Here is a 21,272-nt window from a genome sequence, read left to right as displayed (position 1 = left end):
CTAGATTTTCTTTGTGACCTAGATGCTAAAGGGCCGTTTTAAGTATATACTTTTTTTATGTTGGTTTTATTAAGGTATTGATATGGCTAGTGGAGGATTTGCAGAAACTGCACACTGGCGTGATTCTGCGCGAAGTGCTCGTTTTCTCTTGGTCGATGCTCGAGCAGCCTTTCCTCTCTTTTTATTTCTAATGCATATTAGAGTATGGACTGGGGTATTGGTTTTAGTTTCTGCTGTGTTTTTCGGTATTATTGAACACTATGGTTTTACAGTACCTGTTTTTTTGCGCTGGATAAGAAGTTCTTTGGCTGGCAATCTTAAATCTGCACAACCCTGGTGGCGATAATAATGGAGCGAGATATTAGTAAGTGCATGAGCATTATTGCAGCAAGCATGAATGCCAAATTTTATTTAAATGATCGATTTGTAAGTTTTGATGAAGTTTTTGCTGATACGGGTTTATTGCCTGCAATTGCCAAAAGAGCAGATCAATTATGTTCTCTTTGTTTAGGTTATGGGCTTGGTGCCACTTTTGATGAAGCAGAAGGTGCTTTATTAGGTCTTCGTGTTGTATTTGATGAGGTAACGCCTAATGTATTACGTTTGCTTTGTATGACCGATGTTTTAAATGAATTAATCCAAGGTGGACCAAGTAAAGATTATACGCCTTTGGATGAATTAATGTACGATTAAAAGGCAATTGTTAAATAAATTGTAAAGAATTCGAAAGTAATGTCCCATTTAGATTTTTTTTTAAAATCTTTTGTTAAACTTTGTACATAAAGGTTATAAAAGTTTTAGGAGCTGTAAGATATGGCAAATGATATAGCGTTTTTTAATCGTAATGTTGTAGCAGCGATGGAGCTTATGACGCCACAAAAAGCACATGAAACTGTGAGCAGACCATTAGAAAAATTATCTGAGCCACTGCATAAAGCCGCGCAAATCGGAGCAAATGCTGCTAATAAAGAAGCTGCTGAAATTGTAAAAAAATGTAGCGATACTATTTTGGAAATCATTGGAGTAAAAGCTGAAGCAAAACAGACTGCAGAAAAGCAAGTGCTTAATGAATCTAATGAGCAAAATGGCTATACTCCTGGTTCTTCATTTGGAAGATAGTACAAGTCCTGATGTTTTATCCATATAATAATCTGTGAGCATAAAAATGCTCACAGATTATTGATTAATTTATTCTAACGATGGTATATGCTTATAAAATAATGTCTATTTACTGTTATACTTCTTAATATTCATTGTTTAATTTTGGATATTAATCCTTAAAGCTAGTGTGCAAATGCTATGAAAGAAATACTCTCAGATCAGCAAAACGAAGCAATTCTAAAAGCTTTGGATGAGGCAATCAAAAATGGACCTTGGGATCAATCTAATTTCCTTCGTGCCATCGGTAAAAGTTTAAATGAAATCCGCGAAAATTTTATCACACAGCTTGGAGCGCGTACTCAAGAGCAGCTTAAAAAAGATACTTATTTTGCCAACCGTATGGCTTTAAGAAGTGGACAAAAAGAAGTTTTTGTTTCCTTATATTCTTCTGATGGCACAAATCTACAATCTTGGGAACGTATCATTACTAATTTACCACGGCAAATGATTTCTCGTCCTATTTATGGTAATGAAGAGCATGTGAAAAACATTATTAAAACCAAAGAAAATAAGCAAAACGAAGCATATGTAGGCATTTTTATTAACCAAACAGATATTATTTTTTTACCGCCTGACAAAGCGTTAAGCGATAAATTAGGTAATGCCTTATTAACTTTAAAAGATAGAATTTTAAATTTAGAAAATATCAGCAGCTTTGTGCATGTTTCTGGTGTTTATCAATATGCCCGCGGCCGCCTGATAAAAGAATCGTAACATTCATATTTAAGGGCTGACTTTACTTTAAATTCTCGCAAAAATGTTTAAGTGCAGTATATACTTGAAGTTAAATAAACTATTTTAGAAGTTAGTATTAATGGCTCAGCAACCACAACAACCAGGTAATAGTGGCGATAACAGCATGGCGATCGTATGGATTATGGTGCTGCTTGCTATTACAGGGTATTTAATTTGGAGAACAGGGCACCAATATATCGTGATGGTTGTTTTTCAGATCAATATTTGGCAAGCGCGCTTAATTAATCTCTTTATCCATAATGATCAGTTGAGCAATCTTATCTATTTAATGCAAACAGTAGATCCCAATGCTGTGGAATGGCAGCAGTTACTCGATACCACGCGGATTGTTGGTGATTTTATGCGTTATCCTGTGATCCTTACATTGCTTGTGCTGGCGATGATTCTGTATCGCTCTAATATTAGTTTAAAATTCCGCAAAGCTCATGATATGAAAAGCTTAAGAACACAAGAGCAATTTAACTGGCCAGCAATTATGCCCGTAATTAAAGAAGACTTAGTAAGTCTAGATATTAATACAGGGCCATGGGCAATGGCTTTATCGCCAATGGAGTTTGCGCGTAAATACAATCTCTTACGCAAGGATGATGCTTTGCTTGATAATCCTCTACCAGGCATGGAAATGACGGCAGGGATCCGCCGTGGGGACGCAAAACGTGTATTTACCTTACAATTAGGTCCATACTGGGATGGTTTTGAACATTGTTCACCTCAAGCTTATGCGCTTGCTGCTGTATTTATTGCGCGTATAAATCGTGATAGAGATGCTGCAAATAATATTTTATCAGTATTGGATAAAACCTTTGTTACTGGAAAGCCTGATTTCTCAATAGCTAAACCGGTAATGGAAAAATATAAGAACAGTGAATTAGTGCAGGAAATTGTAGCAAAACATGCCTATACTTTAACTGTAATGGCTTCATTGCTTGAAGCTGCTCGAGACGATGGTGTGGTGCCTAGTTCCGAGTTTTTATGGCTAAAGCCAATAGATAGAAGACTATGGTATATGCTTAATTGTGTCGGTAGACAAACACCGTTTTCAGAAGTTGCTGGATCCTTTGCCCATTGGCGCGCAGAGAAAGAAATGGGGCGTCGTTCTTTAGTACCAATGATTGATGAAGCAATTAAAGCCTTGGAAATCGCTGTGAAAGAAGTGAAGTTAACACCCCGTCAAATGCAGGAGTTAGAGCCATGATGCGCGGTATTGAATCTCGTCATGAGTTAGACCCAACGCTTTTACTGAGGGATACACGAACATTAACCCAAAGATTAGCGGATTTTTGTGCTGATCCTACCAACATATCCGTTATTTTGGTCACCTTGGCAGCAATGTCTTATTATCTTTCCGAAGCAGTCACTTTATTCATGAGTGTGGGAGCAGGTATTTTTTTATATTGTGTTACTCGCAAACAAAAACTACCTTTCCGTCTGCCATTAATTGCTCGGGTAAAAGATTATAACGATATGAAGCCTGGCATAAATAAGCCTAATGTTGCTCGGGGTATCGCTTTTTTCGGAAATGACCGCAAAAGTGGTGAAGAGCTTTGGTTTGCCAATGATGACATGCGTACACATGCTTTGATTTTTGGCTCAACAGGTAGCGGTAAAACAGAAGCGCTTGTGTCACTTGCTTATAATGCTTTGGTCCAAGGCAGTGGTTTTATCTATGTGGATGGAAAAGGGGATAACTCATTATATGCTAAGGTATTCTCTATGGTTCGCAGTATGGGGCGTGAGGATGATTTACTTTTAATTAACTTCATGACTGGTGCGCGTGATATTGTTGGCCCTCAAGAAAAAAGGCTTTCCAATACGTTAAATCCATTTTGCCAAGGCTCTTCCAGTATGTTGACGCAGCTGGTTGTTAGTCTTATGGGTTCTTCTCAACAAAGTGGTGATGGAGACATGTGGAAAGGCCGTGCGATCGCGTTTGTTGAAGCTTTAATGCGTTTACTAGTGTATATGCGTGATGAAGGCGCAATTCTACTTGATGCAAATACTATTCGTAACTATTTTGACTTAAACCGTTTGGAATCCATTGTAATCGATAAGGTATTTCCACGTGATGACATGGAAAGTATTAATATCGAACAAATACCTAAATTGGTTACTGACCCTTTACGTAACTATTTAAATACGCTTCCTGGTTATAATAAAGAGAAAAAAGGAAAGCAAGTATCACAAGTACTGGAGCAGCATGGTTTTATTACTATGCAGCTCGTGCGTAGCTTCTCATCTTTGGCAGATACCTATGGCCATATTATTCGTACTAACTTGGCTGAGGTAGATTTTAAAGACGTAGTGTTAAATCGCCGGATTTTAGTTGTACTTTTACCAGCATTAGAGAAATCTCCCGATGAGTTATCCAACTTAGGTAAGATTATTGTGTCTTCATTGAAGGCCATGATGGCAGCAGGCTTGGGAGAAGAGGTTGAAGGGGATTATCGCGACGTTATTTTAAGAAAGCCAACGAATGCTCCTACTCCGTACATGTGTATTCTTGATGAGTATGGTTATTATGCAGTACAAGGTTTTGCCGTAGTACCAGCACAGGCACGTTCTTTAGGATTTTCTGCAATTTTTGCTGGACAAGATTTACCTGCATTCCAAAAAGCATCTAAAGAAGAAGCAGCTTCAATCGGTGCGAATACTAACATTAAAATTTGTATGAAACTGGAAGATCCTACCGAAACGTGGGATTTCTTTACGAAAACAGCGGGCGAAGCTTATGTAACCAAGGTTGATTCGTTCCAAGCGAAAGATAATACAGTAACCAACAGTTATATGGACAGTAAGAGTTCTTCATTTGAGAAAAGAGCCCGAGTTGACTTATTAGATTTGAAAGAGCAAACCGAAGGTGAAGCTCACATTTTCTTTAAATCCAAAATCGTGCGTGCTCGCATGTTTTATGCGAACCCTAAGCCAGTCAAACAATTAAAAATTAATCAATTTTTAAAAGTAGAACCCCCTCCAGATGATTATTTAATGAAGTTACAAAAACAATTAACTTCATTTCAAGGTATTTTAGACAGTGGGAGCTTGTCAATTGATAAAATGGTGGAAAATGAGGAAATTACCCTTATTTCTAATCTATTACATGAATCAACTGTTCAAGAGCCTATAGAGCGCGGTGTCTCCGCTTTAATTGCCTTCCATAGCCATAATGAACCTGAGCCTGTGGAAGAGTTGGTTGAAGAAGAAGTTGAAGGAGCATTAACTATCTTCAATCCATTAAGAGTGAATTCAGGGGAGCCTCCAATTTTAGTGAGTGATAAAGTAGCCTTCTCTGAAGCTTTATTACCAATTAATGAAACTAGAAATCAAATGATGAATATTGAGCGTTTAGCTGGAGCTAAAGATAAATACGCAGGCACTGTTGCTAATGAATTGATCAAAGACTTCCAATTAGCTACCAGTTATCCGCCAGATGAACGTGATGATATTGATCCCGACTCATTGACCAATATCGTTAAAGACTTAGCAGCGCGTTTAGCCACTGAACGGGAAAAAGCAAATCAGAAAAGTGAAGATGAGTTAAGCTAAGTAGTTTGTTAGGGGGTGAATTTTTACTTCAATTTTGCTGTTGAGTTTCCATAGCTCAGCAGTTCATTCAAGTATGCTAAAGAGAGCATACAATCTAAATCATGTATATGATAAAAAAATAAACTGAAAAATATAAAAAAACAGTAAAGTCTTAAATAAATTTTTAAAAAAATAGCAATTTCATTAAATTCATTGTAACGTAATAATTTGTATCTCTTTTGATTAAGATTAAGTACGCAAAGTGCGAAACAGTCAAAACCAGTTTATGATGATATTTTGGGGTTACATGAGGGCTCAACAGTGAGATCAGTGCTTACTCGTTACAAGGTCTTGTTAATTCGAGCTGTCGGTCTGATTGCCGTTTGTTTGATTGTTTCATGCAATAGGGATTATTGGGCGTTAGATCCAGAATTGCCCAAATGGCCTTGCAAGGTTACTGGTGCCTGTGATTCGAGCATCGTAAAATACATGAGAAAATTTCGCAAGAAAGGGGTTAGAGTAATTACTATAGGTCAAGATTATCTAATTAGTATTCCTGCAATCTATTTATTTGAACCACAAACCCCCCATATTAAATGGAGGTCTTATGCATTACTTAACGATGTAGCTACATTTTTAAAACAATTTCATAAAATCTCGATTTATGTAACCAGTTACAGTAGCAAATACGTCTCTCCACAAAGAGAGCGAGCATTGACCTTAGCGAGATCGAGAGTTGTAGGTGAATACTTATGGTCTCAAGGGGTTGATAGTCGTTTTATCTTTACACAAGGATTAGGTAGTGATAAACCTATGATGGCATATACACTTGGCGGTGATTACTCTACCAATGCACGTGTAGAAATTACATTCAGAATGGCTGTTGCATAGGAAACACTATGAACCGTGAAAGTTGGAACCTAATAAAAAGCAACAAAAATTTTGATGTGAATGTTTATAGGCGTGGTTTGATAGTATTAATTCTTTCTTTGATATTAAACACTATTTTAGGATTATTATTGTTTTATATATACATTACCGTGCCTGAAAGAGATTATTATGCAACCAATGGAGTAACTCCACCAGTGAAATTAACGCCTATGGCAAGTGCAAATATGTCCTCGACGGCACTACTTGCTCCTGAGCCACCACCAGATAATGTAGAAAAAATGATACCGCAATAAGAATAAAATAGAGGATATTATGGCTGAAGATGCTCTAACGGTTGTGACATTAAGAAACAAATTTTATAAAGACAGCCAGCGTAAGGTGATGCTCGCTTTGATGGTTTCGTTAATTGTAAATTTAGTATCAGCCTTTATGCTGATCTATATGATAACGCATCCACCTCTCCCTAAATATTTTGCAACAAGTATTAATGGAAGGATTACCCCTTTATTCCCCTTAAATGAACCGAATCAGTCCGATTCTGCAGTGTTGCAGTGGGCAAACCAAGCTGCGATTGCGGCATTTACCTATAACTTTGTTAACTATAGAGACGAATTACAAGCTTCATCAGGTTTCTTTACAGCAGAAGGTTGGGATCAGTTTTTAAATGCATTACAGCAATCGAACAACTTAGACGCAGTTAAGGCTAAAAAATTGATTGTTTCGGCGGTGGCAACACGTGCTCCAATTATTTTACAAAAAGGGGTGTTAAATGGTAGTTACTCATGGCGCGTACAAATGCCTATTTTAGTAACTTATCAATCTGCAAGTGAATTCACACAACAAAATAACGTAGTAACTATGTTGATTACACGTGTATCCACGTTGAATTCACCCAGAGGCATAGGTATATCGCAGTTTGTTGTTGGGCCTGCCAGTGGTGGTATTTCTTAATGAAAAAGTTGAATTCATTTTTTAAAATTTGTGTTCTTTGTAGCATGGCAACAATGTCTGTGGCTATTTCTGCAGCCCCACCGCAACAAGATAATGCCCAACAAGCATTACAGCAGTTGCGTATGCTGCAGCAGCGTTTAGCAAATAATCAGCAAGGCCCAGGCCCTGCTGCTCAAGGAGCTCAGCCACAAAAACAAAATGGAGCGGAAATTCCAATTCCTTTGGCAAATGATTTATATCAGGCACCTGCTACAAAGCCACAAGCCCAAGCGGTGAATCCTAATGATCAAGTTGTTAGTGAAGGTGATACTGAATTGATTGAAAATAAAGCATTTAAAGACATGACTCGTACTTTGTATCCACTAACACCCGAGCAAATTGTACAACTCAAACAAATGCAGCATACGGTTGAGTATGCTAAGTCTTCCACTCCAGGAGTACCACCAAAGCCTACGGCAACATCACAATTTGTTAACTTATCACCGGGCTCAACTCCTCCCGTAATTCGACTGGCTCAGGGATTTGTGTCTTCATTAGTTTTTTTAGATTCAACCGGCGCTCCATGGCCTATTTCGGCTTATGATCTTGGCGATCCGGGCTCATTTAATATTCAATGGGATAAAACCAGCAATACTATTATGATTCAAGCATTGAAATTATATAACTACGGCAACTTAGCGGTGCGTTTAAAGGGCTTAAACACACCAGTAATGCTGACGCTTATTCCGGGACAAAAAGCGGTTGATTATCGTGTGGATTTACGGGTTCAGGGTTTAGGTCCTAATGCTAAGAATATGCCTTTAGAAGAAGGGATTCCTCCTTCTGCAAGCGAATTGCTGTTACATGTTTTAGATGGAGTACCACCTCCAGGGAGTCAACGTTTATCAGTTAGTGGTGGAGATGCTCGTGCCTGGCTTTCTAATGACAAAATGTATATAAGAACAAATCTTACGATTTTGTCACCAGGCTGGTTAGCAAGTATGACCAGTGCAGATGGGACGCATGCTTATGAAATGCAAAAGTCTCCAGTATTATTAGTATCCTGGCATGGGAAAGTCATGCAACTTAAGGTAGAAGGGTTATAAATGGCTGGCAGAAAAGAAAATCTTAAATCGCTTTTTTCAAATACTCGTTCGCGAGTGATTATCGTTTTTACCGCGGCCTTATTAATATTGGCTGTAGTGATTGGCTATTTTAAGCTAAGAGCCATTAATACTGGGCCTCAAGCTTCGGCGAATTTAAGTAGTGCACCAGGTGCAATTCAATCCATTCCTGGGGTATTGAATCCAACGGCGCAGTATGCCAAATTGCAAGAAGAGCAAAATGTTAATCAGGCATTGACTGCAGAAAAAACGGGTGGGAGTGCAATTCCTACGATTATTCGTACCCAAGCCCTTGGTCAGGGTGTTGGCGCTATTGGCTCACAAAATGGGCAGTCAGAAGGGGTAGGGTTTACAACTTTGGCTCGTGAAAATCAGGAAGGAGCACAACGTAGCCTATGGATTCAAAATTTACAAAATAGCGGTTGTTCTAAATCAGTAATGAATCAAGTGTTAAGTCAGGGTGGACAGTTATCTGACTTGAAAGCAGGTTGTAGCTGTGTGCAGTTAAAGGATAATGGTTATAATTTGCATGATCTAAATCAGATTTGTGCATGTAAAGAATTAAGGGCCGCTGGTTTTAATGCAAGACAATTAAAAGATGCTGGCTATACTGCTGCACGATTAAGGGATTGTGAATATAGTGCTTGTGAATTACGGGAAGCTGGATTTACTATCCAAGAAATGAAAGATGCTGGTTTTTCTGATGGAGAATTAAAAGGAGCAGGCTTTTCCGATGACGAAATTAATGGGACCACTGGTTTACCAGAAGGCATTTCCACAGCAGACGTATTAAAAGCTGGATGCAGTCCCGATGCCTTAAGTGCATTACGCAAAGAAGGCGTTAGTGCCTCTGCGCTTAGACGGATTAGTGGTTGTAGTGCTGAGCAACTTAAAGCGGCAGGTTATGCTGCAAAAGACTTAATGGATGCAGGATTTAATGCGGCAGATGTATTAAAAGCTGGATGCAGTCCCGATGCCTTAAGCGCATTACGCAAAGAAGGCGTTAGTGCCTCTGCGATTAGACGCATTAGTGGTTGCAGTGCGGCACAACTTAAAGCGGCAGGTTATACGGCAAAAGACTTAAAAGATGCGGGATTTAGTGCGGCGGATTTAAAAAAGGCTGGTTATACCCCTGACGAGTTAAAAGCAGCAGGTTATACTGCTCGAGATTTATTAAATGCTGGATTCACTCCTGAGGATCTTGCTAAAGCAGGTTATACAGCTGGAGAGATCAAAGATGCAGAAGCAGAATTACCGCCAGGTATTACCCCAGCGGATGTGAGAAAAGCAGGTTGTGATCCTGATGCTTTGCGTCACGAAAGAGAAGCTGGTGTGAGTGCTACATTAATCAAGCAGTATGCCGGGTGTAGTGCTCAGGCGCTGAAAGCAGCTGGGTTTACCAATAATGATTTAGCCAATGCAGGCTTTACACCACAAGACATCAGTGCCGCAACTCCGTTAACGGATGCGCAGATTAAAGCTGCTGGTTGTGATCCCACGCAATTAAAGAAATTATTTGCAGCGGGTGTGACTGCCAAACAGATTAAGAACTTAAATGGCTGTAGTGCTGATGCTTTAAAGAATGCAGGCTATGATGCCAAGTCACTGCTTGATGCGGGGTACACACCAGCACAATTATTGGCTGCAGGTTTTAGCCCCCAAAATTTAGAGAATGCGGGAGTAAGCCCAGCAGATATTTTGGCCGCAGGTCGTGTTTCAAATTGCAGTGTGGATTCTCTTAAGGAAGCTCGTGCTGCCGGAGTAAGTGCGGCGACAATTAAAAAGACATTAGGTTGTTCTGCCAAAGCACTAAAAGATGCTGGTTATACCGCTAAAGAATTAAAAGATGCAGGTTTTACCGCAGGAGAATTAAAAAATGCGGGCTTTAGTGCTAAAGACCTTAAGGATGCAGGTTTTACTGCAGGCCAGCTTAAAGATGCAGGTTTTAGTGCCAAAGATCTTAAGGATGCAGGCTTTACGGCGGGCCAGCTTAAAGATGCAGGTTTTAGTGCCAAAGATCTTAAGGATGCAGGTTTTACGGCGGGTCAGCTTAAAGATGCAGGTTTTAGTGCCAAAGATCTTAAGGATGCAGGCTTTACCGCGGGAGAATTAAAAAATGCGGGCTTTAGTGCTAAAGACCTTAAGGATGCAGGTTTTACTGCGGACCAGCTTAATGGCGCAGGCTTTAGTGCCAAAGATCTTAAGGATGCGGGTTTTACTGCGGCTCAACTGAAAGATGCAGGTTTTACTGCGGGTGAGCTTAAAGCGGCAGGTTATAGCTCAGCAGATCTTACCAATGCGGGATTTTCTCCTGATCAATTTCAAGTAGCTGGTTTAGGAAATCCTAACTTACCGCAGCAAGGAACTTTTAGTATCAGTGGTGTACCAGGAGCTCCAGGCAATATTTCTGCTCAGGCAGCCAATTCAAATCAGCAACTGCAAACTATTTTAAATCGGCAAAGTCAACAAATGGCGGAACAAAAATACCAGCAAAAAATTCAACAAAAAACAGCGGATATGCTTTCTTCTGCAAATCAACTCTTAGCCGAGTGGAAAAATGTGCCTACACAAACTTATACTTCTGGCCAGGATGAAAAATCTGGAGTTGCTGCAGCTAGTAATGCAAGTACTAGCAGTGCAAACCAAGATCTTGTTGGCCCTAATCCAGCCAATCAACCTGCGATTCTAAAAACAGGAGATGTTTTATTCGCAGTTATGGATACATCTGTTAATAGTGATGAGCCAGGCCCTATCCTAGCAACGATTGTTTCAGGAAAATTGAAAGGCTCTAAACTGATAGGAAGTTTTAATTTGCCATCCAATGCAAATAAGATGGTTATTACTTTTAATACCCTATCGATTCCTGGAGCTTCTAAAACAACATCCATTTCAGCTTATGCTATTGATCCTAATACCGCAAGAACAGCGATTTCCAGTAAAACAAATCATCATTATTTGATGCGTTACGGTTCTCTGTTTGCCTCTTCGTTCTTAGAAGGATTTGGTAATGCATTCCAGTCTGCAAATACTACAGTAACTATTGGGGGTACGGGCGGTGGAAACAACGTTACTGTTTCTAACGGCATAGGGCGCTCTACTTTAGAAAACGCAGTTATTGGTTTAGCAACAGTGGGTAAAACGTGGGGGCAACAAGCACAGCAATTATTTAATACGCCAACAACTGTTGAGGTATATGCAGGTACGCCTGTAGGAATTTTATTTACACAAGATGTGAGAACTATTTAATTTGATGGCAGAAAATAATGGCAGATAATGATCAAAATGATGAATATAAATTTGCTGAGTTGGATTCTTATGAAGATGACTCAATGGATAATGGTGATTTCGGCTCTTCTGAGCATATGCCTTCTGACATGGAGCCTAAGCCACCAAAAACAGATGTGAGGCGTAACGCCATGATTACTATTGGTCTCGTGGTTTTTGCGATGATCATGTATAAAATATTAGGTGGGTTATTTTCAGGTAAAAACAATAATACAGCCAAGGGAAATATTCCTTCTGTACCGGTGACTGCGCAAATGAATCAGCAGCCACAACCGCCTCAGCCAGTTCAGGCTGAAATTACGCCACAACCGGTACAGCCAGTACAGCAGGTGATTCGCGAAAATGATCCTGCCTTAACACAAAAAGTAAATTCCATTGAAACAAATCAACAAAATATGCAGTCCCAAGTCACTTCAATCAATACACAAGTAGGTAATGTCAATACTAATATGACGAACTTAGCTGAGCAGATTACCAAGCTAAATCAGACCATTAGTGATTTGGCTACGCAACTAAATAGACAGTCAGAAGAAATTAATCTGCTTATGGAGCGTGCAAGACCTAAGCAGCCTATTTTTCATCATCATGTGCGACGTTATCCTTATATTCCACGAAATATTTACTATATTAATGCAGTAATTCCTGGTCGCGCTTGGCTAATTGGCACAAATGGTTCTACACTTACTGTAAGAGAAGGAACAAAAATTGCAGGATATGGGGTAGTTAAATTAATTGACTCCATGGAAGGCCGAATTTTAACTAGTTCAGGACGAGTAATTAGATTTAGTCAAGAAGATAGTTGAGGTGTCTATGGCTGATACAACATGCACAGGCGGAACCGTCGAGTGCTGGATAGCAAATCAGGCAAATGTATTAACTAATGTTGCAAACTCGCTAGTTCCTGTACAACACTTAATCACTGGCGCTGCGTATCTTATTGGATGTGCTTTTTTGTTTAAAGCAATTTATAGCTTAAAGGTATATGGGGAGTCGCGAACAATGATGTCAAGCAATACCAGTATCAAAGAACCCGTGGTTTATTTGATGGTAGGTGCAATATTTATTTATTTTCCTTCTGCATTTGAAACATTAATGTCGTCGACTTTTGGCTACCAAAATGTTCTTCAATATGCTCCTGTCAATAGCAGTAATCAATCGCTTGATTTTCTCTTTGGCACTGGTAGTGTGGTTGGAAAACCGCTTACAATCATCATCCAAGTTATTGGCTTGGTTGCATTTGTAAGAGGATGGGTTTTGATTGCTCGTTCTGCCTCGCAAGGGCAGCCACCAGGAGGTACAGGCAAAGGGTTGATGCATGTTGTTGGTGGGATTCTAGCAATCAATATTGTAGGTACTCTATATATGATTAATAATACCTTATATGGCACATGATGAGGAATCTGTGTATTTTTATTTACTTTGAAAATTAGGAGACATAGCGTGAAAAGTAAAATCATAAGTAAAGCCGGTTACAAGCATTGGCTAAGTGGTGTTGTGTGCCTAAGCTTGTTGGCCTTAGTGTGCCAGGATGCAGCTGCTGGTAATATGACAGTGGGCTCAATGGCGTCATCAATTTATGGGTCATTTACTAACCTGACTAAGTTAATTACTGCAGGTTCTTATTTGGCGGGTTTGGGTTTTTCTATTGGTGCTATTATGAAGTTTAAACAGCATAAAGATAACCCAACACAAATTCCTATTGGTACGCCGATTGCTTTAGTGTTTATCGCTGCAGCATTATTGTTCTTACCTACAATTCTAGGAATTACTGGGGCAACAATGTTTGGATCTGAAGGCGGTAAAACAGCTGGCCCTACTGGTACTGTTTATACAACCCAATAATAGTCCAACGTTTTTTAAAGCTGGGTAAGAATGTTCTTACCCAGCTTTATTAATTTAAGGTAATGAACTTTAATTTTGTTCCTTATTGTGTTAAGAAGTTAAAAATTTTTAAATTCAAGAATCTATAATTTACTATATTTATTGCTATTTATTATTTAAAAGCAACGAGAACCTAAAAATATGGCAGAGAATCCACACCAAAATAAGCTAAAATTAATGGCTACCCCTGGTTCATGGCGTTTATATTCTGCTAGAAAAGTAGACGAGCGATTTAAGTCATATGAGCAAAAGATTTATCAACGAGACCGTTATACTTGCCAATTTTGCGGATTCCAAGCGCGATTATTTCAAGAAGTGGTAAATTTAGATAATGATTACACTAATAATAAATTAACTAATTTAGTCACTGCATGTTGTTTTTGTGCACAATGTTTTTTTATTGAATCTGTGGGTGTAGGTGGATATGGTGGTGGAACGCTTATTTATTTACCAGAAATGACCCAAGCAGAGTTAAATAGTCTATGTCATGTGTTATTTTGCGCAATTACTAATGATACGGGGTATAAAAGCAGTGCGCAAAATATTTATCGTAGTTTTAAGTTCCGCTCCCAAATAGTTGAAGATAAATTTGGTGAAGGAACAAGTGACCCAGCAATCTTTGGTCAATTAATGATTGATGCTGGAGTTAATGACGAAGAACGACGAGCACAGTTATTTAAAAACGTGCTTTTATTGCCTTCAAGAGCAAAATTTCGTAAGCAAATAGAAAAATGGGCTGCGAGTGCTTTAGAAGAAATTTCAATTTAGAATTTTAAAGCAGGCTTAGGGGAGCAAATAGAGCAACCCGGCATAAACATTAGGTAATGGGGAGCAGGATGGCGCATTGGTCAGAATCTTTTTTTGAAGGGGTCGATACCTTCTTTGCCTGGCTAAGTACTTCGCTTAAGCAAACGACAGAATCATACATCGACTTGGAAACCGCCGATAGTCCAACTGTTTTGGTAAATCATGACGGTTCTTTATTATCCATAATCAAAGTTGAAGGTACTTCAGCACTTGCGGGTGCTGCTGAGTTTGAGCGATTAGTTTCAGGGTTAACAAATGCATTCCAAGGTGCAATGGGGCGACCTGGGCATGCATTGCAAGTCTATTTCAGCCATGATAAGCAAAGTATAAGAAAATTGATTCATGATATCTATGCACCTGCAACAGCCACTGCAGAACGATTAGAATTGAATCTGACAGACTTATTCGAAGAGCGTACGGATTATATGACGCAATACTGTGCTGAAGAACGCGTATTTTTTGTATTAATTACTCGTCCATTTAATCTAACTACTGAGCAATTAAAGGCAGCCAACAAAGCTAAAATGAAAATGCTCAAGGACATGAAAGCACCGCCATTTAAAAACAGCCAAACTATTTATGCTGCAATTCCTGAATTACGTGACACACATGATGCATACGTACGTGCGGTGATAAATGATTTGGACGCTTTACAGATTATTGCTAAATTGTTGGAAGTACATGATGCGGTTCATGCCATTCGTATGACCGCGGATCCTGATTACACTGCGGATGAGTGGCGTGCCAGTTTACCCGGTGATAGGGTTTCAGTACGAGAACTTAATAGTTTCGAGGGCGATGCTTCAGATCTACTTTGGCCTTCATTGGCAAAGCAAGTGTTTCCACGAGACGCTGAAACGATGGATTTGCGTACGATTCGTGTAGGTGACAAGATTTATTCATCAACCTATATCGATTTATTCCCTAAAGATGTGCGACCATTTGTGTATCTTTTTGCACGTATTCTTCCAGCCCATGTTCCTTGGCGAATTTCATTTTTAGTCGAAAGTGAAGGCTTAGGTACGATTAAACTCAAAGGGCTTTTAGCAGCTATTTTAAGCTTTAGCTCCGCACAAAATCGCTTAATTAGTGACTCAGTAAATTTATTAAAATATTTGCAGTTAAATACGGACGAATCCATTGTTCGTTTACGTGTAGTTGCTACTACTTGGGCACCCGAGGGCCGCTTGCCTTTATTGCGCCAAAGAAGCTCTGAATTAGTGAAAGCAATTCAAGGTTGGGGCTCTACAGATGTTTCTGAAATTTGTGGTGATCCTTTCGGTGGTTTTGTTTCAAGCATGCTTGCGACAACCTTAAACAGTACTGCAGTTCCTACTATTGCACCATTAAGTGCAGTTGTCTCCATGCTCCCTATTACGCGGCCTGCATCGCCTTGGAATCAAGGAGCTTTACTGTTTCGCTCTCCTGACGGTAAGCCTTGGCCTTTTCAGCCTGGATCTACGGAGCAAACTACATGGATTGATCTTGTTTACGCTCGCCCAGGTTCTGGTAAATCTGTATTATCAAATGCAATTAATTTGGCCTTATGTCTTTCAGGTGGTTTATTACGTCTTCCACGTATTGCGATCATTGATATTGGTCCTTCAAGTAGTGGACTTATTTCCTTGTTGCAAGAAGCATTACCTGCTGCAAAGCGGCATTTAGTAGCTTATCACCGCTTGCGTATGACGCCAGATTATGCAATTAACCCCTTTGATACTCAATTGGGCTGTCGTTATCCTACAGCTTTAGAGCGTGCATTTTTGGTTAATTTTATTACTTTGTTGACCACGCCGTTAGGTGCAGAAAAGCCTTATGATGGGATGCCAGATCTTGCAGGTATGGTGGTTGATGAATTATACAAAAGTATGGCTGATGAGTTTAACCCAACACCTTATGCACCTGGTGTTGAAGTATTCCTCGACAGTATCTTGGAAGAAATTGGCTTTGTTCGTGATTCAAAATCAACATGGTGGGAAGTTACCGATTCATTATATTCTGCAGGGTTTGTGCATGAAGCAATGCTAGCTCAACGGTATGCAATGCCTTTATTGGCAGATGCGGCATCGATTTGCCGTACGCCCTCTATTGAAGATTTATATGAAAAAATTACAGCTCCCACGGGTGAATCATTAATTAACGCGTTCTCACGTATGATTTCTGCAGCTGTTCGTGAATACCCCATTTTGTCACGTGTCACCGCGTTTGATATTGGGGATGCTCGCGTAGTATCTCTTGACTTGGATGAGGTGGCTAAAAGTGGTGGGGATGCGGCAGACCGGCAAACGGCAGTGATGTATATGCTGGCACGCTATGTATTGGCAAGACATTACTACCTCACAGATGAGAGCTTAAATAATATCCCTGAACAGTATAATGAATATCATAAAGATCGCATTCATGAAATTCGTGAAGATCACAAACGTATTGTTTATGACGAATTCCACCGTACTTCGAAATCTGCTGCAGTGCGTGAACAAGTCATTATTGATATGCGTGAGGGGCGTAAATGGAAAGTACAAATTGCTTTGCTATCACAATCAGTAGATGACTTTGATCCAGTCATGATTGATTTTGCGACCTCAATTTATATTATGGATGCAGGTCCTTCACAAGCCATTGAAAAGACAACATCTATTTTTGGTCTTTCAGACACCGCAAAAGCAGCTTTACGTAATCGTGTACATGGACCACGGCAAGGTGGTGCTACTTTCTTGGCGCAATTTGCTACCAAAGCAGGAGTAAACGTACAATTATTGACGTTAACTCTCGGACCTGTAGAATTATGGGCATTTAGTACTACTGCAGAAGATGCAACCGTACGAAACCATTTATATCGCCACCTTGGCCCAGGAGAGGCACGTCGTGTCTTGGCTGCTTTATTTCCTAATGGTTCGGTTGCAAAAGAACTTGAAGTCCGTTTTTCAGGTATGAAAGAAAAAGTAGGATTAATTGAAGAGGATATGAAAGAAAGTATCGTTGAGCAATTAATTAACGATATTCTTGATGCATACTCAAAAAATCCTGATGTGAAAAGCTTACCTTCTAAAATTACTTAATGTGTTATTAAGACAGCTATCATATAATTACCTCGTCTTACATAATAGATGAGAATGGATTCACAAAGAGGAAGGTTTAGTGGCATCTTCTGAGAATTCATCGATAGGATAATACGAACTCCCATTAACTTTTTTAGCAGAATACATCGCTAAATCGGCTTGTACAATTAAGTCCGGAGCTGTTTGTGCGCCATGCGGATAAGAAGCCAGTCCGATGCTTAGTGAATAATGATATTCAATGCCATTTTCAAGTATAAGAATCTGGTCGAATTCACGAATAATACGTTGTGCAATGACTGCTGGAATTTGTTTATTTGGTGCATGAATAACGGTTGCAGTAAATTCATCCCCTCCGAGGCGGGCAATGAAATCTTCTTCACGAAAGCATAGCTGTAAGCGTCTTGAGGTTTCCAATAATAGTTGATCACCAATATTATGACCATAATGGTCATTAACCATTTTAAAATTATCAAGGTCAATAAAAAAGACAGTAATGCAGTAATTAGGGTGATGAGCATCAATAATTTCGTGTAAATGCTGAATAAAATAACGACGATTAGGCAGATTAGTTAAGTGATCAAAACGTGCCAAATAGTGGTATTTATCCTTTTCTTCCTGCAATAAATAATTTTTATGATATAACTCTTTTTTAAAACAGTGATTTTCATGAATTAAGTTGGCTAATGTGGTGACAATGATGATATAGGAAAATACGTGATTTACGCTTTCTATCAACATAAATTGATAAGCGTGAAGATCATAAACGGGAGGAATCGCCATTTGGCTAAATAGAATGAGAATAGCCATAGAGGCTGCTGCATAGATAAATAAACTGGCCATTCCTGAAAGCGAAGCAGCGAGTAAGGGCATTACATAAAACCATTGCGAATGCAGCGGGCCAATACCCCAAACTAAATAATTAGTAATGATAATCGCCAGAAAAATAAGAAAAGTAAGAATATGACAGCATAAGGGGGTATTGCGTGTTTTCTTAAGCACCCATAAATTAAGTAATGCTATGCTTACCGCGATAGCTATAGTTAAAGAAAGATACCATAGTTTAGAAAAGGTATATAAAGTTGTAAGAACTGCGCATACAATGATCAATTCCCAAGTGATGTAATGAATCAATCGATATTGGTGACTGTATTTCTCATGATCTCCTTGATAAGTAAGATGATTGAGAATTTTTTGTAACAAGCGCATTCCAATCCTTTGTTTATTGCAATAAGTCGTTGATATGAATGGTTATCATAGACGGAAATTGTTTTCAAATCATCGAATTGTGTTATTTTAGTACAAAAAAATGATATGCTCAACCAAATTTATAACGTATGGATTTTTTGAGGTTTTTTGACTAAATATAAGATGAACAATCTCAACTCGGGCTGTTTGAGTTGTATTTTTTATGTTTATTGCCAATCAACGGGCTCTAAAGGTACTAAAAGCCACATAAGCAGATAAATTAGTAATGCACTACCGCCTAAGAAAAGAAAGATAACAAAGGCAACTCTTATCCATACTGGATCCACTTTAAAATATTCGCCTAAGCCACCACAAACACCAGCGATTTTTCGATCTTTACGGGAACGCCAAAGTCGTTTATAAGATTTTGAGTTAGATAAATCGTTCATTAATACACCTGATACTTATCGTTTAACCATTTTTTTCCTTCAACTAATCGCGCTACCAACATGCTACTTACGCTATTACACGTAACATTAATCAGAGTTGCCAGTGGATCAATAAGGATACTGATTGCGGCAATTGCAATTAACACTGAGGGAGGAAATCCATAAACACTCAATATTAGCAATTCACCAAGCATTCCACCACTAGGAATAGCCCCCATAACGGTACCCACTAGTATTGAAACTCCAAGTGCTGTAAGCAATATAGAGGCTCCAGAAAAATCCCAATGAAATACGCCAAAGAGAAAAGCAATTTTAAACATGCCACCAATTACTGAGCCATCTTTATGAATAATAGACCCAAGTGGAATAACGGTTTCATAAATTTCTGGGGAAACACGCATTTTTTGAGTAGCGACTAAGTTTGCCGGAATACAAGCAGCACTACTGCACGTAGCAATAGCAGTAATCGCAGGGAGAAAAATATGAGACCAAAATAATTTAACTCCCTTCATTTTGCCAGCCAGATAAGCGTATAAGCTAAAGGCAAAGATAAAATAAACAATAGAACAGCTATAATAAAGCAAGGTTACACGCAAGTAGTGATGCATTAATTGTGGTCCTAGTTCCTGGACCAGTACTGCAAAATAAGCAAAAAATCCAATAGGGGCGTAATACATAATTAAAGTAAAGACACGCATGAAGACTTCTTCGCTGGCGTGAAGAACGTCAATAAATGATTTACTTTTTTCTTTAGTGTTTGCTGCGGCAATACCTACTAAAATGGAAAAGACAATCAAAGCAAGAATATGTTTGTGAGTGAGTAATTGACTGAAATTACTGACGGTAAAAATGCCTGCGATTTGGTTGAGCACATTGCCTGCTGTAATTTCTTTTGTGGTAGTTATAGGTAAAGAAACATCAAGTGCTGGAGGAAAAATCATGATTACAGCCAAGCTGTAAATTGCAGCAATTGCGCCTGTGAATAAAAAGACCAGTGCCATATATAAAATAATTTTAGCCAATTTAGTCATGGAGCTCACACGAGTGATCGCTGAGGTAATACTGAAAAAAATCAAGGGAACAATCGCTGTAAAAATCAGATTTAGAAAGATTTCTCCCAAGGGTTTTAGATAGAGGGTGAGTTTGCCGAAGTAATAACCAGTAACACCTCCTAATAGAATCGAAGCAATTAAAATACTGGAAAAAAAATAGTTGCCTAAAGCTTTTTTTACCGCAGTCATCAAGCCGGTTTCCTTTTAAAAAATGCAGGACTATTGTAGCGGTTTATAGGCTTCGATCCTACTGAAAAAAACTAGGTAACATCCCGGAAGTTTTTTTAGACAACATTTAATCTTGAATTGCTCACATATTTTTCAATTTCACTTCGATCTACCCCTCTCCCGCGCTAGGAGCTTTAATAGTATGATGATGCCTTTCGCGGGAGAAGGTTGGGGAGAGGGAATGTCACGGATGGTCATTGATGATGAGATGTGGTCTGGTTTAGAAAAATTACTTCCAAAGCCTAAAGGTCGTCATGGTAAAGATGATCGCTTATTTATGGAAGCACTATGCTGGATGCTTCGTACTGGTGCTGCATAGCAAGATTTTCCGCCTGATTATGGTCACTGGTCGAAAAAGGGTTATATCATCGCAATATTGGCGGAATTAAAAAAAAGATAGCGCTCACGAATGACACATGCTTGATGGCTCTATTATAAAAGTACATCAAGATGCGATGAGAAGCAGTTATGACAAAGCTGCAGAAGCAATTGGCTCTGGTATTGGTGGGCTTAGCACAAAAATTCATGCCAAAGTCGATTCATTCGGTCAACTCGCCAATATATTATTAACACCTGGTCAGGTATGAGAGTCAAGTCGCGCATGAAGTTTGGGCGCATGAGTATTGTGAGTTCTTTTTGGCAGATAAAGCTTACGATATTGATGGTTTTCGCCAGGCCTTAACAGATGACGAAGTAAAAGCGGTTATCCCAACTAAAAAGAATCGCCTGAATCCAACGACCCATGATCGTGATATTTATAAAGAAAGGAATATTGTTGAGCGCTTTTTTCAGAAGATTATGCGTTTTAGAAGAGTTGTTACAAGATAGGATAAAACAGCCAAGATGTACCTCACTGGTGTAATGTTTGTAAGCATACTATTGGCTTTAAAGTAGCGCAGACGTGATAATTTCGAGAACAGAAGGTGTTTGCTGAAAAACCTC

At 39.0% G+C, this 21,272-nt stretch carries 22 protein-coding genes; 19 read left to right on the top strand and 3 right to left on the bottom strand.

Going from position 1 to position 21,272, the window contains the following annotated elements:
* Nucleotides 1-82 precede the first annotated feature (82 nt).
* The 16 genes from icmT to QM652_RS03790 all read left to right on the top strand — a co-directional run bounded on the left by icmT (nt 83) and on the right by QM652_RS03790 (nt 17,416).
* Complete coding sequence (icmT, locus tag QM652_RS03865) at nt 83-346, top strand: IcmT/TraK family protein (protein WP_415073065.1); 264 nt, start codon at nt 83-85, stop codon at nt 344-346.
* A gap of 2 nt (nt 347-348) precedes the next feature.
* On the top strand, nt 349-693 hold the full coding sequence (locus tag QM652_RS03860; RefSeq protein ID WP_415073063.1) for a type IV secretion IcmS family protein: 345 nt from the start codon (nt 349-351) through the stop codon (nt 691-693).
* A gap of 120 nt (nt 694-813) precedes the next feature.
* Entirely contained in the window at nt 814-1,119 is a 306-nt protein-coding gene (locus QM652_RS03855; protein WP_415073061.1) for a hypothetical protein, read from the top strand.
* Between the two features lie 180 nt (nt 1,120-1,299).
* Nucleotides 1,300-1,875 (top strand): Dot/Icm secretion system protein IcmQ, encoded by a 576-nt coding sequence (gene icmQ, locus QM652_RS03850; protein WP_415073059.1) that lies wholly within the window; start codon nt 1,300-1,302, stop codon nt 1,873-1,875.
* A gap of 100 nt (nt 1,876-1,975) precedes the next feature.
* Entirely contained in the window at nt 1,976-3,112 is a 1,137-nt protein-coding gene (icmP, locus tag QM652_RS03845) for a type IVB secretion system coupling complex protein DotM/IcmP (RefSeq protein ID WP_415073057.1), read from the top strand.
* Nucleotides 3,109-5,460: a TraM recognition domain-containing protein gene (locus QM652_RS03840; protein ID WP_415073055.1), complete on the top strand. Its 2,352-nt coding sequence runs from the start codon at nt 3,109-3,111 to the stop codon at nt 5,458-5,460. The genes icmP and QM652_RS03840 overlap by 4 nt, the downstream gene beginning before the upstream one ends.
* A 300-nt stretch (nt 5,461-5,760) precedes the next feature.
* Nucleotides 5,761-6,330, top strand: a complete 570-nt coding sequence (gene icmN / locus QM652_RS03835; RefSeq protein ID WP_415073053.1) for a type IVB secretion system protein IcmN/DotK — start codon at nt 5,761-5,763, stop codon at nt 6,328-6,330.
* 8 nt (nt 6,331-6,338) lie between these two features.
* Entirely contained in the window at nt 6,339-6,623 is a 285-nt protein-coding gene (icmM, locus tag QM652_RS03830; protein WP_415073051.1) for a type IVB secretion system protein IcmM/DotJ, read from the top strand.
* A gap of 19 nt (nt 6,624-6,642) precedes the next feature.
* Complete coding sequence (locus QM652_RS03825; RefSeq protein WP_415073049.1) at nt 6,643-7,281, top strand: type IVB secretion system apparatus protein IcmL/DotI; 639 nt, start codon at nt 6,643-6,645, stop codon at nt 7,279-7,281.
* On the top strand, nt 7,281-8,366 hold the full coding sequence (locus QM652_RS03820; RefSeq protein ID WP_415073047.1) for a DotH/IcmK family type IV secretion protein: 1,086 nt from the start codon (nt 7,281-7,283) through the stop codon (nt 8,364-8,366). Before QM652_RS03825 ends, QM652_RS03820 begins: the two co-directional genes overlap by 1 nt.
* Nucleotides 8,367-11,630, top strand: a complete 3,264-nt coding sequence (gene dotG, locus QM652_RS03815) for a type IVB secretion system protein DotG/IcmE (protein WP_415073045.1) — start codon at nt 8,367-8,369, stop codon at nt 11,628-11,630.
* 17 nt (nt 11,631-11,647) lie between these two features.
* On the top strand, nt 11,648-12,472 hold the full coding sequence (gene icmG / locus QM652_RS03810) for a type IVB secretion system protein IcmG/DotF (RefSeq protein ID WP_415073043.1): 825 nt from the start codon (nt 11,648-11,650) through the stop codon (nt 12,470-12,472).
* 7 nt (nt 12,473-12,479) lie between these two features.
* On the top strand, nt 12,480-13,061 hold the full coding sequence (locus tag QM652_RS03805; protein WP_415073041.1) for a type IV secretion protein IcmC: 582 nt from the start codon (nt 12,480-12,482) through the stop codon (nt 13,059-13,061).
* A 48-nt stretch (nt 13,062-13,109) separates the two neighbouring features.
* Entirely contained in the window at nt 13,110-13,511 is a 402-nt protein-coding gene (locus QM652_RS03800) for a type IV secretion protein IcmD (protein WP_415073039.1), read from the top strand.
* A 180-nt stretch (nt 13,512-13,691) separates the two neighbouring features.
* Nucleotides 13,692-14,318 carry a type IVB secretion system protein IcmJDotN gene (gene icmJ, locus QM652_RS03795; protein ID WP_415073037.1) on the top strand — a complete coding sequence of 209 codons (627 nt, stop codon included), beginning with the start codon at nt 13,692-13,694 and terminating at the stop codon, nt 14,316-14,318.
* A gap of 68 nt (nt 14,319-14,386) precedes the next feature.
* Entirely contained in the window at nt 14,387-17,416 is a 3,030-nt protein-coding gene (locus QM652_RS03790; RefSeq protein ID WP_415073035.1) for a type IV secretion protein IcmB, read from the top strand.
* Between the two features lie 60 nt (nt 17,417-17,476).
* Here the strand turns inward: QM652_RS03790 and QM652_RS03785 are convergent, their stop codons facing one another.
* From QM652_RS03785 to QM652_RS03775, 3 genes are all read right to left on the bottom strand, one after another.
* A complete protein-coding gene (locus QM652_RS03785; protein ID WP_415073033.1) occupies nt 17,477-18,622 on the bottom strand; it encodes a diguanylate cyclase domain-containing protein in 1,146 nt (381 codons plus the stop codon).
* 206 nt (nt 18,623-18,828) lie between these two features.
* A complete protein-coding gene (locus QM652_RS03780; RefSeq protein ID WP_415073031.1) occupies nt 18,829-19,050 on the bottom strand; it encodes a PspC domain-containing protein in 222 nt (73 codons plus the stop codon).
* On the bottom strand, nt 19,050-20,291 hold the full coding sequence (locus QM652_RS03775) for a dicarboxylate/amino acid:cation symporter (RefSeq protein WP_415073029.1): 1,242 nt from the start codon (nt 20,289-20,291) through the stop codon (nt 19,050-19,052). The genes QM652_RS03780 and QM652_RS03775 overlap by 1 nt, the downstream gene beginning before the upstream one ends.
* Nucleotides 20,292-20,472: 181 nt before the next feature.
* On the opposite strand from QM652_RS03775, the gene QM652_RS03770 reads away from it, so the two are divergent.
* The 3 genes from QM652_RS03770 (at nt 20,473) to QM652_RS03760 (ending at nt 21,158) form a co-directional block, all read left to right on the top strand.
* Entirely contained in the window at nt 20,473-20,649 is a 177-nt protein-coding gene (locus QM652_RS03770; RefSeq protein WP_415073027.1) for a transposase, read from the top strand.
* A 97-nt stretch (nt 20,650-20,746) separates the two neighbouring features.
* On the top strand, nt 20,747-20,917 hold the full coding sequence (locus tag QM652_RS03765; RefSeq protein WP_415073025.1) for a hypothetical protein: 171 nt from the start codon (nt 20,747-20,749) through the stop codon (nt 20,915-20,917).
* The gene (locus tag QM652_RS03760) at nt 20,904-21,158 is read left to right on the top strand and encodes a transposase family protein (RefSeq protein ID WP_415073118.1); all 255 of its coding nucleotides are present in this window, start codon (nt 20,904-20,906) and stop codon (nt 21,156-21,158) included. Before QM652_RS03765 ends, QM652_RS03760 begins: the two co-directional genes overlap by 14 nt.
* The last annotated feature ends 114 nt before the right edge of the window (nt 21,159-21,272 follow it).

This window comes from Legionella sp. (genome assembly GCF_047605385.1).
In the GTDB taxonomy this organism is placed as follows: domain Bacteria; phylum Pseudomonadota; class Gammaproteobacteria; order Legionellales; family Legionellaceae; genus Legionella.
The sequence above is the reverse complement of the archived record's forward strand: the minus strand, read 5'-3'. Positions and strand labels throughout refer to the sequence as shown.

Bases quoted from the DNA above. Each gene is read 5' to 3' on its own strand.
- icmT (WP_415073065.1), top strand. From the start codon at position 83: ATGGCTAGTGGAGGATTTGCAGAAACTGCACACTGGCGTGATTCTGCG.
- QM652_RS03860 (WP_415073063.1), top strand. From the start codon at position 349: ATGGAGCGAGATATTAGTAAGTGCATGAGCATTATTGCAGCAAGCATG.
- QM652_RS03855 (WP_415073061.1), top strand. From the start codon at position 814: ATGGCAAATGATATAGCGTTTTTTAATCGTAATGTTGTAGCAGCGATG.
- icmQ (WP_415073059.1), top strand. From the start codon at position 1,300: ATGAAAGAAATACTCTCAGATCAGCAAAACGAAGCAATTCTAAAAGCT.
- icmP (WP_415073057.1), top strand. From the start codon at position 1,976: ATGGCTCAGCAACCACAACAACCAGGTAATAGTGGCGATAACAGCATG.
- QM652_RS03840 (WP_415073055.1), top strand. From the start codon at position 3,109: ATGATGCGCGGTATTGAATCTCGTCATGAGTTAGACCCAACGCTTTTA.
- icmM (WP_415073051.1), top strand. From the start codon at position 6,339: ATGAACCGTGAAAGTTGGAACCTAATAAAAAGCAACAAAAATTTTGAT.
- QM652_RS03825 (WP_415073049.1), top strand. From the start codon at position 6,643: ATGGCTGAAGATGCTCTAACGGTTGTGACATTAAGAAACAAATTTTAT.
- QM652_RS03820 (WP_415073047.1), top strand. From the start codon at position 7,281: ATGAAAAAGTTGAATTCATTTTTTAAAATTTGTGTTCTTTGTAGCATG.
- dotG (WP_415073045.1), top strand. From the start codon at position 8,367: ATGGCTGGCAGAAAAGAAAATCTTAAATCGCTTTTTTCAAATACTCGT.
- icmG (WP_415073043.1), top strand. From the start codon at position 11,648: ATGGCAGATAATGATCAAAATGATGAATATAAATTTGCTGAGTTGGAT.
- QM652_RS03805 (WP_415073041.1), top strand. From the start codon at position 12,480: ATGGCTGATACAACATGCACAGGCGGAACCGTCGAGTGCTGGATAGCA.
- icmJ (WP_415073037.1), top strand. From the start codon at position 13,692: ATGGCAGAGAATCCACACCAAAATAAGCTAAAATTAATGGCTACCCCT.
- QM652_RS03790 (WP_415073035.1), top strand. From the start codon at position 14,387: ATGGCGCATTGGTCAGAATCTTTTTTTGAAGGGGTCGATACCTTCTTT.
- QM652_RS03785 (WP_415073033.1), bottom strand. From the start codon at position 18,622: ATGCGCTTGTTACAAAAAATTCTCAATCATCTTACTTATCAAGGAGAT.
- QM652_RS03780 (WP_415073031.1), bottom strand. From the start codon at position 19,050: ATGAACGATTTATCTAACTCAAAATCTTATAAACGACTTTGGCGTTCC.
- QM652_RS03775 (WP_415073029.1), bottom strand. From the start codon at position 20,291: ATGACTGCGGTAAAAAAAGCTTTAGGCAACTATTTTTTTTCCAGTATT.
- QM652_RS03770 (WP_415073027.1), top strand. From the start codon at position 20,473: ATGATGATGCCTTTCGCGGGAGAAGGTTGGGGAGAGGGAATGTCACGG.
- QM652_RS03765 (WP_415073025.1), top strand. From the start codon at position 20,747: ATGCTTGATGGCTCTATTATAAAAGTACATCAAGATGCGATGAGAAGC.